Annotated in this window: 13 protein-coding genes; 10 read left to right on the forward strand and 3 right to left on the reverse strand. The window is 63.9% G+C overall.

Annotated elements, in window-relative coordinates; translation table 11 throughout:
• Positions 1-30: 30 nt before the first annotated feature.
• On the forward strand, positions 31-1,098 hold the full coding sequence (locus ACJ8OK_RS01585; protein ID WP_442530346.1) for an FUSC family protein: 1,068 nt from the start codon (positions 31-33) through the stop codon (positions 1,096-1,098).
• Between the two features lie 160 nt (positions 1,099-1,258).
• Complete coding sequence (tmaR, locus tag ACJ8OK_RS01590; protein WP_004935612.1) at positions 1,259-1,576, forward strand: PTS system regulator TmaR; 318 nt, start codon at positions 1,259-1,261, stop codon at positions 1,574-1,576.
• A 158-nt stretch (positions 1,577-1,734) separates the two neighbouring features.
• Here tmaR and ACJ8OK_RS01595 read toward each other — a convergent pair whose 3' ends face one another.
• Positions 1,735-2,523, reverse strand: a complete 789-nt coding sequence (locus tag ACJ8OK_RS01595; protein WP_213929307.1) for an ABC transporter substrate-binding protein — start codon at positions 2,521-2,523, stop codon at positions 1,735-1,737.
• 22 nt (positions 2,524-2,545) lie between these two features.
• A complete protein-coding gene (locus ACJ8OK_RS01600; RefSeq protein WP_442530347.1) occupies positions 2,546-3,727 on the reverse strand; it encodes a M20 aminoacylase family protein in 1,182 nt (393 codons plus the stop codon).
• Between the two features lie 139 nt (positions 3,728-3,866).
• Between ACJ8OK_RS01600 and ACJ8OK_RS01605 the strand changes: the two genes are divergently transcribed.
• The 8 genes from ACJ8OK_RS01605 (at position 3,867) to araD (ending at position 12,796) form a co-directional block, all read left to right on the forward strand.
• Positions 3,867-4,820, forward strand: a complete 954-nt coding sequence (locus tag ACJ8OK_RS01605) for a LysR family transcriptional regulator (protein ID WP_442530348.1) — start codon at positions 3,867-3,869, stop codon at positions 4,818-4,820.
• 284 nt (positions 4,821-5,104) lie between these two features.
• On the forward strand, positions 5,105-6,172 hold the full coding sequence (locus ACJ8OK_RS01610) for a zinc-binding dehydrogenase (RefSeq protein ID WP_033632578.1): 1,068 nt from the start codon (positions 5,105-5,107) through the stop codon (positions 6,170-6,172).
• 138 nt (positions 6,173-6,310) lie between these two features.
• A complete protein-coding gene (locus ACJ8OK_RS01615; RefSeq protein WP_015378502.1) occupies positions 6,311-7,228 on the forward strand; it encodes an ABC transporter substrate-binding protein in 918 nt (305 codons plus the stop codon).
• Positions 7,229-7,281: 53 nt separating this feature from the next.
• Positions 7,282-8,772, forward strand: a complete 1,491-nt coding sequence (locus ACJ8OK_RS01620) for a sugar ABC transporter ATP-binding protein (RefSeq protein WP_048324344.1) — start codon at positions 7,282-7,284, stop codon at positions 8,770-8,772.
• Complete coding sequence (locus ACJ8OK_RS01625; protein ID WP_033632580.1) at positions 8,769-9,758, forward strand: ABC transporter permease; 990 nt, start codon at positions 8,769-8,771, stop codon at positions 9,756-9,758. The genes ACJ8OK_RS01620 and ACJ8OK_RS01625 overlap by 4 nt, the downstream gene beginning before the upstream one ends.
• 8 nt (positions 9,759-9,766) lie before the next feature.
• On the forward strand, positions 9,767-11,254 hold the full coding sequence (locus ACJ8OK_RS01630) for an FGGY-family carbohydrate kinase (RefSeq protein ID WP_033632581.1): 1,488 nt from the start codon (positions 9,767-9,769) through the stop codon (positions 11,252-11,254).
• Positions 11,241-12,110, forward strand: coding sequence for an L-ribulose-5-phosphate 3-epimerase (locus ACJ8OK_RS01635; RefSeq protein ID WP_033632582.1), 870 nt, complete (start codon positions 11,241-11,243; stop codon positions 12,108-12,110). Before ACJ8OK_RS01630 ends, ACJ8OK_RS01635 begins: the two co-directional genes overlap by 14 nt.
• On the forward strand, positions 12,104-12,796 hold the full coding sequence (araD, locus tag ACJ8OK_RS01640; protein WP_250133213.1) for an L-ribulose-5-phosphate 4-epimerase: 693 nt from the start codon (positions 12,104-12,106) through the stop codon (positions 12,794-12,796). The genes ACJ8OK_RS01635 and araD overlap by 7 nt, the downstream gene beginning before the upstream one ends.
• Before the next feature lie 6 nt (positions 12,797-12,802).
• On the opposite strand, the gene ACJ8OK_RS01645 is transcribed toward araD, so the two are convergent.
• A complete protein-coding gene (locus tag ACJ8OK_RS01645; protein ID WP_004935582.1) occupies positions 12,803-13,807 on the reverse strand; it encodes a LacI family DNA-binding transcriptional regulator in 1,005 nt (334 codons plus the stop codon).
• Positions 13,808-13,980 lie beyond the last annotated feature (173 nt).

The following is a 13,980-nucleotide window of genomic DNA, read 5'->3' on the forward strand; positions in this document are numbered from 1 at the left end:
GCGGCCTGGCTGGTGTTTATCGGAGGCACTGTGCGCCTCGATCGAAAAATCTCTTCACTTGAACTGCTGACCTATCGCCATTATCGCGTCGTCCACGGCGTGCGCATCGGGCTGGCGTTTATCCTGACTTTTCTGCTGATCCGCCTGCTGGCGGTGCCTGAAGGCACCTGGCCGCTGATCACCCTGGTGGTGGTGATGGGGCCGATCTCGTTTTGGGGCAACGTGCTGCAGCGGGCGCTGCAACGCATTGCCGGCACGGTGTTCGGCGCGGCTTCCGGCCTGATCGCCCTGTATCTGGAACTCTATTCGCTGCCGCTGATGCTGGCATGGTGCGGCGTGGTGATGTTCGTCTGCGGTTACCTGACGCTCGGCAAACGGCCGTATATGGCGCTGCTGGTGGGGATCACGCTGGCGGTGGTGTGCGGCGCGGGCGCCGGTGACATGCACACCGCGCTGTGGCGCAGCGGCGACGTGATCTTCGGCTCGCTGCTGGCGCTGCTGTTCACCAGCATCTACCCGCAGCGCGCCTATATTCTGTGGCGCATGCAAATGGCGGACTGTCTGCAAACCGCCGCCCGTATCTACGGCGCGTATTTTTCGCCGAACGTCATTGAGCGGCCGCGGCTGGAGCCGCAGCTCAAGGATCTGTTGAATCAGGTGGTGAAGCTGCGCAGCCTGATCGTGCCCGCCAGCAAGGAAACCCGCATCCCCAAAGCGGTGTTCGAGGCGGTGCAAACCCTCAGCCGCAATCTGGTGTGCACGCTGGAGCTGATGGCCGACGCCTACTGGGCCTCGCGTGAAACGCACTTCATCATGCTGAACGCCCGCACGCTGCGCAGCACCCAGCTGCTGACGCTGAGCTCGCTGGAGTCGTTGGCGGTGCTGATGCGCGAAGGACCGCAGGCGCAGCGGCAGGCGGCGGCGGGGCAGTTGGCGGAGATCGCCGGCGAGCTGAAAACGCTGATGCAGGAGGTCAGTCTTGGCCAGCACGGCGAAGCGCCGATTTACGGCTATGTCTGGCTCAGCATGGAGCTGGCGCAACAGCTGGAAGAGCTGGGGGATTTGCTCCAGGTCTGCACCGCCGCCGGGCGTGGATAAGGGGTCAGATCATGAAGGTGGCGCTTTGGGTTTTGGCCGCCGGTGCAAAGTGGGTAAGATAAGCCAATCACTGTTGTGCCGGACCGCCACAAACCTGTATCTTGGTGCCATGTGGCCGTAAGCAAATGAATCTGTGTATTACTAAAGCAAGGGTATAAAGATGGATAATGCAAATAAGCCGAGTTTCCAGGACGTGCTGGAGTTTGTGCGTATGTTCCGCCGCAAAAACAAACTGCAACGCGAGATCGTCGACAACGAAAAGAAAATTCGTGATAACCAGAAGCGCGTGCTGCTGCTCGACAACCTGAGTGAGTACATCAAGCCCGGCATGAGCATTGAAGACATTCAGGGCATCATCGCCAATATGCGCAGCGACTACGAAGATCGCGTTGATGACTACATCATCAAAAATGCCGATCTGTCCAAAGAACGCCGCGAGCTGTCCAAAAAGCTGAAAGCGATGGGCGAAGTGAAGTAACCCGCTTTAGCGGGCCGGGCGTCCTGCCTGGCCCGCATCCTTATCCCGCCTGATTTTCCGTTCTTGCCGACACTGCCGTTTCCGTTGGGGCGTTCCCCGGCGGCCGAAGGCGCCTCCCCATCCTGCAGGATCTGCAGGTAACCGTCGGGGAACGCGTGTTACTGCTCCGCGCCGTACATGTCGAAGTCGAAATACTTGTCGTTGATTTTCTTGTAAGTGCCGTTGGCGCGGATCGCCTGCAGCGCGGCGTTGAAGGCGTTAAGCAGCGCGGTATCCTCTTTGCGCACCCCGATGCCGTCGCCGATGCCGAAGTACTTGCTGTCGCTCAATTCGGCGCCGATAAAGGCGAAATCTTTGCCGCCGGGCGTTTTGAAGAATTCGCTGGCGCTGACGCTGGCCAGCAGCGACGCATCCAGGCGGCCGTTGGCCAGATCTTCGTTCACCTCCTGCTGGCTTTGGTAAGCCACCACGTTGACGCCGGCCGGCCGCCACAGCGCGTTGGCGTAGGCCTCCTGGCTGGAACCTTGCTGCACGCCGACCGATTTGCCTTTCAGCGAGGCGGCGGTAGGCTGCAGATTGCTGCCTTTATGCGCCACCAGCCGCGCCGGGGCGTTGGAGACTTTGCTGGAGAAAGCGATCTGCTGCCGGCGCTGCGGCGTAATGGTCATCGACGAGGCGATGGCGTCGAACTTCTTCGCCTGCAGGCCGGGGATCATGCCGTCCCAGCTGCTTTCCACCCACACGCATTTGGCCTGTATCTGGTCACACAGCGCCTGGGCGATATCGACGCCGAAGCCGGTCAGCTTGCCCTGCGGATTTTTATACTCCAGCGGCGGAAAGGTGGGATCGATGCCCAGCTTGATCACTTTGCCGCTGAATTCACCGCTCAGCGCGGGAAAACTCGCGGCCAGCGGCAGCAACAACAACAGCCCTTTGATGATTTTCATGTCATTTCCTCTGTGTTGGCGATTAAACCGCGGGGCGAGCCAAAAAGCGCTCGACCAATTTGACCCAGTAAGTGGCGCCCAACGACAGACTGTCGTCGTTGAAGTCATAACCGGGGTTGTGCAGGGAATTGCCCGGCGTGGCGGGGCCGTTGCCGATCGAGATGTAGCTGCCCGGGCACTTCTCCAGCATAAAGGCGAAATCTTCGCTGGCGGTGAACGGCCGCAGCGTGGGGATCACTCGGCTCTCTCCGGCCCATTCCAGCGCTACCGCGCGCGCCAGTTCGGTTTCTGCCGGATGGTTCACCAGCACCGGGTAGCCGTGCTGATAGTCGATCTCCGCGCGGGCGCCGAAGCTGGCGGCCTGCGCCGTGACCAGTTCGGTGATGCGCTGTTCCAGCCGCGCGCGCACCGCCGCCGTCAGCGCGCGCACGCTGAGCGTCAGGGTGGCGGTCGCCGGGATCACGTTGGCGGCCTGGCCGGCCTGCATCGCCCCCACGGTGACGATCGCCGTTTCCTGCGGATCGATATTGCGCGCCACGATGGTTTGCAGGCTCATAACGATGGCTGCGCAGGCCACCACCGGATCGACGGTGCTCTGCGGCACCGCGCCGTGGCCGCCGTGGCCGTGCAGGGTGATGTGCACCGTATCGGCCGAGCACATGAAGGGGCCGCAGGCGAAGCCCAGGTGGCCGGTGGGTAAGCCGGGCACGTTGTGCATGGCGAACACCGCGTCGCAGGGGAAGCGCTCAAACAGGCCGTCTTCAATCATCACTCTGGCGCCGCCGCCGCCTTCTTCCGCCGGCTGAAAGATCAGGTACAGCGTGCCGCAAAAGTTCGGCTGCCGCGCCAGATAGCGCGCCGCCGCCAGCAGCATGGCGGTGTGCCCGTCGTGGCCGCAGGCATGCATCACCCCGGAATGGGTGCTGGCGTAAGGCAGTTCGGTGGTTTCGGCAATCGGCAGGGCGTCCATGTCGGCGCGGATGCCGAGCGATTTTCCCGGCCCGCGCTGCAGTGTGGCGACAACGCCGGTTTGTCCTACGCCGCGCGTGACGCGGTAACCCCATTCCTCCAGCCGCTGCGCCACCAGATCCGACGTCGCAAACTCCTGGAAGCCCAGCTCCGGGTGGGCGTGAATGTGGCGGCGAAGCGCGACCATCTCATCATGAACGGCGGCGATCTCAGGCAGTACCAGTGAAGGGTTCATCACGGTCTCCGGCAAAATGATTCCGGCCAACGGGCACGGAACGGGGCAGAGGGACAGGCATCGAGACTAGCAAACTCCGTTTTTGCCGGGTAGCCGCCGTTCGGTTATGCTGACAACCTATGATTGTCAGGAGGTGGACATGAAACTGCACCAACTGCAGGCGCTGGTGGCCAGCGCCGACAGCGGCAGCATTCGCGCGGCGGCGCGGCATCTGGGGCTGTCGCAGGCGGCGGTGACCCGCGCACTGCGCGAACTGGAGCAAGAACAGGCGCTGCCGCTGCTGATCCGCACGCCGACCGGGCTGGGTTTTACCCCCTACGGCAAAACCCTGCTGGCGCACGCCCGGCTGGTGCTGAACCAGTTGGAGCAGGCGCAGGGCGAAATGGCGGCGCTGCGCGGGAGTGCGGCGGATCTGGTCAAGGCGGCGATTACCCCCTGGCTGATGCTGACGGTGCTGCCGCCGGCGGTGATGGCGTTTCGCGGCAAAGTGCCGGCGGTGCGGCTGGAACTGTCGGAAAGCCTGATGGCCAACGCCCAGTCGCAGCTGCGCGAGGGCACGATGGATTTCGCCATCACGCCGCTGCCGGCGTCGTCGGCGCCGCAGGAGTTCCACTGCGAGCCGCTGCTGGAGTATGAAACGGCGTACATGGTGCGGCGCGGCCACCCGCTGGCGCACAGCACCTCGCTGCATCAGCTGCTGGAGCAGGATTGGGTGATGAGCTATACCCAGGAAAGTTTCGATGCGCTGCTCGACGAGGTGTTCCACCGCCACGGCGTGCGCCTGCCGCGCCAGCGCATTATCCAGGCGCATTCGTTCGGCATGCTGCAGGCGCTGGTGGAATCCGCCGAGATGTGCACCTGGTGCCCGCGGCCGATCGCCGCGCTGCCGCAATTCGCCTCTCGCCTGCAGCCGCTGGCGCTGCGCGAGAGCTGCCAACCGGCGCAGTTGAATATCGTCACCCGGCGCAACAGCATTCTGAGCGCCGCCGCCCATGCGTTTATCGACACGCTGGTGCGCACCCTGCGCCAGCAGGCGCGATCGTCGCGGCCGGAAGATCGCCAGATCTACGATCGCGTGCGCCTGCTGATTTAGCGGAGCTGCCCGGATCGCCGATCCCGTAAATGGGATCGCGATCCGCATTTGTAGCATTTTTAGCCGCAATGTTAACGAACTGTGATTTTGCTCAAATAATTATTTTTGCAGCTTTGGTTATATTTCGCTCTATGTTCACGTTGTCATTTCTAGTTATCGGGATATGTAATGGTTAATTTGTTGAAATTTATAATTTTATAACTCAGTTTGTTTTTTGTTTGATAAAAATGACAACGTCAACATTTATAATTTTCAAGCGTTTAACGAGAATATTGGAGGGATAGATGAGCCAGTTGCCGGAAAAAATGCGCGCGGTCGTTTGCCACGGCCCGCAGGACTACCGTTTCGAACAGGTGCCCACGCCGCTGCCGAAGGCGCGCGAGCTGGTGATCAAGGTGGAAGGCTGCGGCATCTGCGCCGGCGACTGCAAGTGCAAGAACGGCGCGCAGATGTTTTGGGGGGAGACCCCGTGGGTCAAACCGCCGGTGGTGCCGGGGCACGAGTTCTACGGCCGCATCGCCGCGCTGGGCGAGGGCGCGGAAGGCAAATACCGGATCGGTGAGCGGGTGATCGCCGAGCAGATCGTGCCGTGCTGGGAGTGCCGTTACTGCAAATCCGGCAGTTACTGGATGTGTGAGACGCATAACATTTACGGCTTCCAGAAAGACGTGGCGGAGGGCGGCATGGCGGAATACATGCGCTTTTCCGAGAACGCCATCGTGCACAAGATCCCGGAAAGCCTGAGCCATGAAGACGCGGTATTGATCGAGCCGATGGCCTGCGCCATTCACACCGTGGCGCGCGGCGACATTCAGCTGGACGACGTGGTGGTGCTGGCCGGCGCCGGGCCGCTCGGGCTGTGCATGGTGCAGGTGGCGCGGCTGAAAACGCCGAAGAAACTGATCGTGATCGACGCCATCGACGAGCGGCTGGCGCTGGCGAAGGAATTTGGCGCCGACGTGGTGATCAACCCGCTGAAGGAAGACGCCGACCAGATCGTCAAATCGCTGACCGGCGGCTACGGCTGCGACGTCTATATCGAGGCCACCGGCGCGCCGATCGGCGTCACTCAGGGGCTGCAGATGATCCGCAAGCTGGGCCGCTTCGTGGAGTTCAGCGTGTTCGGCAAGGAAACCACCGTCGACTGGTCGATCATCGGCGATCGCAAGGAACTGGACATTCGCGGCGCGCACCTGGCGCCCTACAGCTATGAGATCGCCATCGATCTGTTCGAGCGCGGGCTGGTGACCTCAAGCGGCGTGGTGACCCACAGCTATTCATTGAACGACTGGGACGAAGCCTTCGCCCTGGCGGACTCGACCGACTCCATCAAGGTGATCCTGGTTCCCTGACCCTCCCGCTGTACCGCTGTTGCAGTCACGATCGCCGGCCCGCTCCGCAATGGAGGGGGCCGGCCGGTCGGCCAAACGTAAAGACATGCTGTTGCTCTGATAACCACAACAAGAAGCTTCCCTACAGGAGAATTGGCTATGTTTTCATTATTCAAAAAGACCCTGCCTTTTATCGTCGCCGGTGGAATGTTGGCGGCCAGCCATGGGGCGCTGGCCAAGCAAATCACTATCGGTATGTCGTTCCAGGAAATGAACAACGACTACTTCGTCACCATGAAGCAGGCGCTGGATCAGGCGGCGGCGGATATCGGCGCCAAGGTGTACGTGGCCGATGCGCGCCATGACGTCGCCAAGCAGATCGGCGACGTGGAGGACATGCTGCAGAAGAAGGTGGATATCCTGCTGATCAACCCAACCGATTCGGTGGGGGTGCAGTCGGCGGTGATCTCCGCCCATAAGGCCGGCGCGGTGGTGGTGGCGATCGACGCGCAGGCCGAAGGGCCGCTGGACTCGTTCGTCGGCTCGGAAAACTACGACGCCGGCTTCCAGGCGGGCGAATACCTGGCGAAAGCGTTGGGTGGCAAAGGCAAGGTGGCGATCCTCGACGGCATCCCGGTGGTGCCGATCCTGGAGCGCGTGCGCGGCTTTGAAGCGGCGATGAAGAAATACCCCGACATCAAGATCGTCACCAAACAAAACGGCAAGCAGGAGCGCGACACCGCGCTGACCGTCACCGAAAACATGCTGCAGTCGGCGCCGGATCTGGCGGGCATCTTCAGCGTCAACGACGTCGGCGCGCTCGGCGCCCTGGCGGCGATCGAAAGCAACGGCGCCAAGGTCAAGCTGGTGAGCGTCGACGGCCAGCCGGAAGCCATCAAAGAGATCCTCAAGCCGAATTCGCCGTTCATCGCCACCTCGGCGCAGTTCCCGCGTGACCAGCTGCGCATCGCGCTCGGCATTGCGCTGGCCCGCTACTGGGGCGCCACGGTGCCGAAAACCGTGCCGGTCAAAGTGAAGCTGATCGACCGCAGCAATGCGGCCGGCTTTAGCTGGTAACAGCGGCAGGTTCGCCCCGCTGCGGCGGGGCGTTCGGCGCGGAGGGCAATGCGGTGACACCTTTACTGGAACTGAAGCGAATAAAAAAGAGCTTTCCCGGCGTGAAGGCGCTGGACGGCATCGATCTGGCCATTCAACGGGGCGAGGTGCACGCCCTGCTGGGCGAAAACGGCGCCGGCAAATCGACGCTGGTGAAAATCATGTGCGGCATCCATCAGCCGGACGAGGGCGACATTTTTATCGACGGCGAGCTGCGCCGCTTTAACAACTATCGCCAGGCGATCGAGGCTGGGGTCGGCATTATTTTTCAGGAATTCTCGTTGATTCCCTACATGAGCGCCATCGACAACATCTTCCTCAACCGGGAGATCAGGAACCGCTGGGGCCTGCTGGATCGGCGGGCGATGCGGCGCAAGGCCGAGGCCATTTTCAAGCGGCTGACGGTGGCTATCGATCTCGATTGCCCGGTGGAGCAGCTGAGCGTGGCGCAGCAGCAGTTTGTGGAGATCGCCAAGGCGCTGTCGCTGGAGGCGCGGGTGCTGGTGCTGGACGAACCGACCGCCACGCTGACGCCGGGCGAGGCCGAACACCTGTTCAGCGTGATGAACGATCTGCGGCTGCTGGGCGTTGGCATGGTGTTTATCTCGCACCATTTGGACGAGATCTTCACCATCTGCGATCGCATCACCGTGCTGCGCGACGGCGCCTACATCGAAACGCTGGCCACCAGTGACACCAACGTGGAAGAGCTGGTGCGGCTGATGGTCGGGCGCAAAATCGAGAACGCCTTCCCGGTGAAACAGCATCCGGTCGATACCGCGACGGTGCTGCTGGAGGCGGAGATCCAGCGCGAGAAGCACGGCGCGACCGACCGCTTCCACCTGCACAAGGGTGAGATCCTCGGCTTCGCCGGGCTGGTGGGCTCCGGGCGCACCGAGACCGTCTCGGCGCTGATCGGCGCCAGCCGCTGCCACCGCAAACGCGTCAGCCTCGGCGGCCAACCGGCGGCGCTGCGCTCCCCGGCGCAGGCGCTGGCGCAGGGCATCGGCCTGCTGCCGGAGAGCCGCAAAACCGAGGGCCTGGTGCTGCCGTTCTCGGTGGCGCAGAACATCACCCTCAACCGGCACCACCGGCGCGGCAAGATCTTCGTCAGCGCCCGCAAGGATCGCGACGTGGTGCAGCGGCTGATCCGCGCCGTGGGGGTGAAAACCCCGGACGCCGAGACCGCCGTCAGCACCCTGAGCGGCGGCAACCAGCAGAAAGTGGTGATCGCCCGCTGGCTTAACAACGACTGCAACATCCTGATCTTCGACGAGCCGACGCGCGGCATCGACGTGGGCGCCAAGGCCGAGATCTACCAGCTGATGCAGCAACTGACCCAGCAGGGCATCTCCATCATCATGATTTCCTCCGAACTGCCGGAGATCATCGGCGTGTGCGACCGCGTGCTGGTGTTTCGCGGCGGCCATATCGTCGCCGAGCTGACCGGCGACGACATCGAATCCAACCACATCATGCTTCACGCGACCGGGAGTGCCTTATGATCGGAATTGAACAACCCGCCGTGGCGCGCCGCGCCGCCGGCCTCAGCCTCGGCAAGCGCTGGGAAAAACTGCTGCATCACCCGGCGGTCCTGCCGTTTATCGGCTTCGCTGTCCTGTTCGTGCTGATGAGTCTGCTGAACGACAGCTTCCTCAGCGTCAACAACCTGACCAACGTAGCGCGCCAGGTGTCGATCAACGCCATCATCGCGGTGGGCATGACCTGCGCCATCCTGACCGGCGGCATCGATCTCTCGGTGGGGCCGGTGATGGCGCTGGCCGGCTCGGTCGCCGCCGGGCTGATGCTGGCGGCGGTGCCCATTCCACTGGCGATGGTAGCGGCGTTGGCGCTCGGCGCGCTGTTCGGCCTGGCCAACGGCGCCTGCATCGCCTACCTGCGCATGCCGCCGATCATCGTCACTCTGGCCTCGATGGGCATCGCCCGCGGCCTGGCGCTGCTTTATACCGGCGGCTACCCGATCTCCGGCCTGCCCGACGTCTTCTCCTTCTTCGGCCGCGGCACGGTGCTGGGCATCCAGGTGCCGATCCTGATCATGCTCGGCGTGTATGTGCTGGCCTGGCTGATGCTCAACCAGCTGCCGTTCGGCCGCTACGTCTACGCGATGGGCGGCAATGAAGAGGCGGCGCGCCTGAGCGGCATCCGCGTGCCGCGCTACAAGATGCTGGTGTACGTGATCAGCGGCCTGACCGCCGCGCTGGCCGGGCTGGTGCTGACCTCGCGCCTGATGAGCGGGCAGCCCAACGCCGGCGAAGGCTTCGAGCTGGACGCCATCGCCGCCGTAGTGCTGGGCGGGGCGGCGATCTCCGGCGGGCGCGGCGCCATCGTCGGCACGCTGGTGGGGGCGATGATGCTCGGGGTGCTCAACAACGGCCTCAACCTGATGAACGTGTCGCCGTATATCCAGAACGTGGTGAAGGGCGGCATCATCCTGGCCGCCATCTACCTCAGCTCCGTGCGGCGCAAATAGGAGGCGCGATGTCAGTCTTTCTTGGCATAGACGTCGGCGGCACGGTGATCAAGGTCGGGCTGTACCGGGCAAGCGGCGAAGAGCTGGCGATCGCCGAGCGCGACGGCGCGGCGATCGCCGCCCAGCCGGGCTTTAGCGAACGCAATATGGATGCGCTGTGGGATGACGTCTGCGCGGCAATCCGCCAGACGCTGCACGCTGCGGGGCTGTCGGTCGGGCAGGTGCGCGGCGTCAGTTTCTCGGCGCACGGCAAAGGGCTGTACGCCATCGATCGCCACGGCAAGCCGGTCGGTAACGGCATCCTCTCCTCGGACAACCGCGCGGCGGCCACGGCGGCTGAGCTGCGCCGCGCCGGCGTGGACGCGCAGAGCTACCCGCGCAGCCTGCAGCCGCTGTGGCCCAGCCACCCGGCGCTGCTGCTGCGCTGGCTGAAGCAGCGGCAACCGGCGCAATACGCCGCCGTCGATCGCATCCTGATGGCGCACGACTACCTGCGCTTTCGCCTCACCGGCGAGGCGGCGGCCGAAGTGACCAACATCTCCGGCAGCAACCTGTTTAACCAGCGCAGCGGCGCTTACGATCCGGCGCTGATGGCGGCCTTCGGCATCGAAGAGGCGCAGGAGAAGACCGCGCCGGTGATCGGCTCGGCGCAGCTGGCCGGGCGGGTGACGGCCGCGGCGGCGGCGCAATGTGGTCTACGGGTAGGAACTGCGGTGTACGGCGGCCTGTTCGACGTGGTGGGCGCGGCGCTCAGCTCCGGCGTGGCCGACGATCGCACGCTCAGCGCGGTGGCGGGCACCTGGTCGATCGCCACCTGCGTGACCGAGCGCATCATTCCCGCCGATTACCCCTACGCCTGGGGGCGCTACTGCATCGACGGCCGCTATTTCGTGCACGAAGGCAGCCCGACCTCGGCCGGCAACCTGGCCTGGTTCCTGCGCCAGTTCTGCGCCGGCGACCGGCAGCGCTACGCCCAGTTCAACGCCTGGGTGGCCGAGCGCCGCGAGCAGCCCAGCGGGCTGCTGTTCCTGCCGTATCTGTACGGCTCCAACCTCGGCGGCAACACGCCGGGCGGCCTGATCGGTCTGAGCGCCCACCACGAGATGGCGGACGTGGTGCAGGCGATCTACCAGGGCATCGTGTTCTCGCACCTGATCCATCAGGAGCGCATGGTGCAGCTGAACCCGCGCATCGAGCGGGTGCGCATGACCGGCGGGCCGACGCAGTCCGAGGTCTGGATGCAGATGTACGCCGACGCCGGCAACCTGCCGCTTGAGGTGGTGGAAACGCGCCAAGGAGGCTGCCGCGCCGCCGCCCTGTGCGCCGCCGTCGGCGCCGGGGAGTACGCCGGGTTCGCCGAGGCGATCGCCGCTGCGCCGCCCAAACTGCGCTGTTATTATCCCGCGACCGCCGCTCATCGGCGCCTGCGCGCCCAGCAGGCGCGCTATCTGGCGGTGGCTCAGGCTTTGAGTGAGGTGACTGATGCAAACGACTAACGCCGCCTGTCTGGGGCTGTATGAAAAGGCGCTGCCCGCCGAACTGAGCTGGCCGCAGCGGCTGGCCACCGCCGCCGAGCTGGGCTTTGAATTTGTGGAGATGTCGATAGACGAACAGCCGGCGCGCCAGCAGCGGCTGGACTGGGATCGCCGCCAGCGGCTGGCGTTTATCCAGGCGCGGCTCGACAGCGGGGTGACGGTGCCGAGCCTGTGCCTGTCGGCGCACCGGCGCGATCCGTTCGGCAGCGCCGAGGCTGCCACCCGCGAACGGGCGCGGGTGCTGATGAGCAAGGCGCTGGAACTGGCGACGGATCTCGGCATCCGCAACATCCAGCTGGCGGGTTACGACGTCTATTACGAACCGGCCGATCGCCACAGCCGCGAGCGCTTTATCGAGGGCATGCAGTGGGCGGCGGCGCAGGCTGCCAGGGCGCAGGTGATGCTGTCGGTGGAGGTGATGGACACGCCGTTCATCAACAGCATCAGCAAATGGCGCGACATCGCCCGCCACGTCAACAGCCCGTGGTTCACGGTGTATCCCGATCTCGGCAACCTCAGCGCCTGGGGCAACGACGTCGCCGCCGAGCTGGCGCTGGGCATCGGCAGCATCACCGCCATACACCTCAAAGACACCGTGGCGGTGGGGCCGGGCAGCGCCGGGCAGTTCCGCGACGTGCCGTTCGGCGAGGGCTGCGTGGATTTCGCCCACGCCTTTTCCGTGCTCAACGCGCTCGGCTATCGCGGCCCCTACCTGCTGGAGATGTGGGCGCGCGAAGACGGGCAGGATAAGCAACGCATCGCCCAGGCCAAGGCCTGGCTCGAACAACAAATGAATGATGGAGGCATCGCATGCTGAACGAACTCAAGCGGCAGGTGCTGGCCGCCAACCTCAGCCTGCCGGCATACGGGCTGGTGACCTTTACCTGGGGCAACGTCTCGGCGATCGACCGCCAGAGCGGGCTGGTGGTGATCAAGCCTTCGGGCATCGCCTACGAGGTGATGACGCTGGAGGATTTGGTGGTGGTGGATCTGGAGGGCAAGGTGCGTGAAGGGCATCGCAAACCCTCATCCGACACCGCCACCCACCTGGCGCTGTACCGCGCCTTCGCCGATATCGGCGGCGTGGTGCACACCCACAGCCGCAACGCCACCATCTGGGCGCAGGCCGGGCAGCCGATCCCGGCGCTGGGCACCACCCACGCCGACTACTTTTACGGCGACATTCCCTGCACCCGGCCGATGAGCGAGGCGGAGATCGCCGGGGATTACGAGGGGGAGACCGGCAAGGTGATCATCGAGACCTTCAATCAGGCGGGGCGTGATCCGCAGCAGGTGCCGGGAGTGCTGGTTTACTCCCACGGCCCGTTTGCCTGGGGCAAGGACGCGGCGGATGCGGTGCACAACGCGGTGGTGCTGGAAGAGGTGGCGATCATGGCGATGGCGACGCGCCAGCTGGCGCCGGCCATCGCCCCGATGCAGCCGGAGCTATTGGACAAACATTTCCTGCGCAAGCACGGCAAACACGCCTACTACGGGCAATAGCGCCCGTCAGCGATTCAACAGCGAGCCGGTGAAGAACTCTCTGCGCACCGGCAACTCGCCGCGCGGGCTGTTAATGGCGCTGAACAGCAGCTCCGCGGCGATCTCCCCCAGTTTCTGCGTATCGTGATACACCCCCGGAATGTGCAGGCCGTAAGCGCCGGCGCGCGGCGGCTCGTCTATCGAGAAGAACTTCACCTGCTGATAGAGCCCCATCTCGTGGCAGATGGCGATGGCGCCCAGCGTGATGATGCCGTTCAGGCCGATGATGTAATCCGGGCGGTTCTCCGGCTGCGCCAGATAGGCGCGCACCTCGCTCTCTTGCGAGGTGAAATCGTAGTCGCCGTTGATGATATGAATCTCACGCCCGCTGCCCTGCAAGGCCGCGACGATGCCGGCGGTGCGCGTTAGCGTAATTTCCGAATCCGCCGGGCCGCCGATAATCAAAAGCTTCTGCTCCGGCTGCTCCGCCAGATAACGCCCGGCCAGCACGCCGATCTCGCGGTTATCGAGGAACACGCCGCTCAGCTGCTGATCGTAGAGATCGCGGTCGATCAGGATCAGCGGCACGCCGTACACCTCGGCCAGCTCGAGATAGGCGGGGCGGTAGCGCTTGTCGTCACGCACCGCCGATAGCAGGATGCCGCGCGCCTTGTAGCCGAACAGCGCCTGAATGGCGCGCATTTCCGCCTCTTCGCTGCCGTCGGTGTCGAACAGCATGATCTGGTAGCCCTGCTGGCGCGCAATGCGCGACACGGTCTTGATCAGGCCGGAATAGAACGGGTTGTACATGCTGCTGGTGACGATGCCGATAATCTGGCTGCTGCTGCTTTTCAGCCCCTGCGCGAAGGCGTTGGGCACATAGTTCAGCTCTTTGGCGATGGCGTGAATGCGCTCGCGTGTTTCCGGCTTGACCAGCTCGGGCTTATTGAAGGCGCGGGAAACGGTGATATTGGTCACCCTGGCGCGGCGGGCGATATCCACGATAGTGGCATTGGGATTGGCTTTCGACACCGTCTTTCCTTGCGTTATGCCTCAACAGATCCCTTATTGTAGGGAAAGGGCGGGGGCGGTGCTAGGGGGGAGTTGGGGGTGGCTGGATGGGGGAGGAAAAATAACGAAACTCAGTCGTTAGGCACGATCTGCATTCATTTTATTTAATGCCTTTGTTAGCGCCCTTTGACAAC

Origin of the sequence: Serratia sp. CY71090 (genome assembly GCF_052166845.1) — a bacterium.
Classification (GTDB): Bacteria; Pseudomonadota; Gammaproteobacteria; order Enterobacterales; family Enterobacteriaceae; genus Serratia; species Serratia nematodiphila.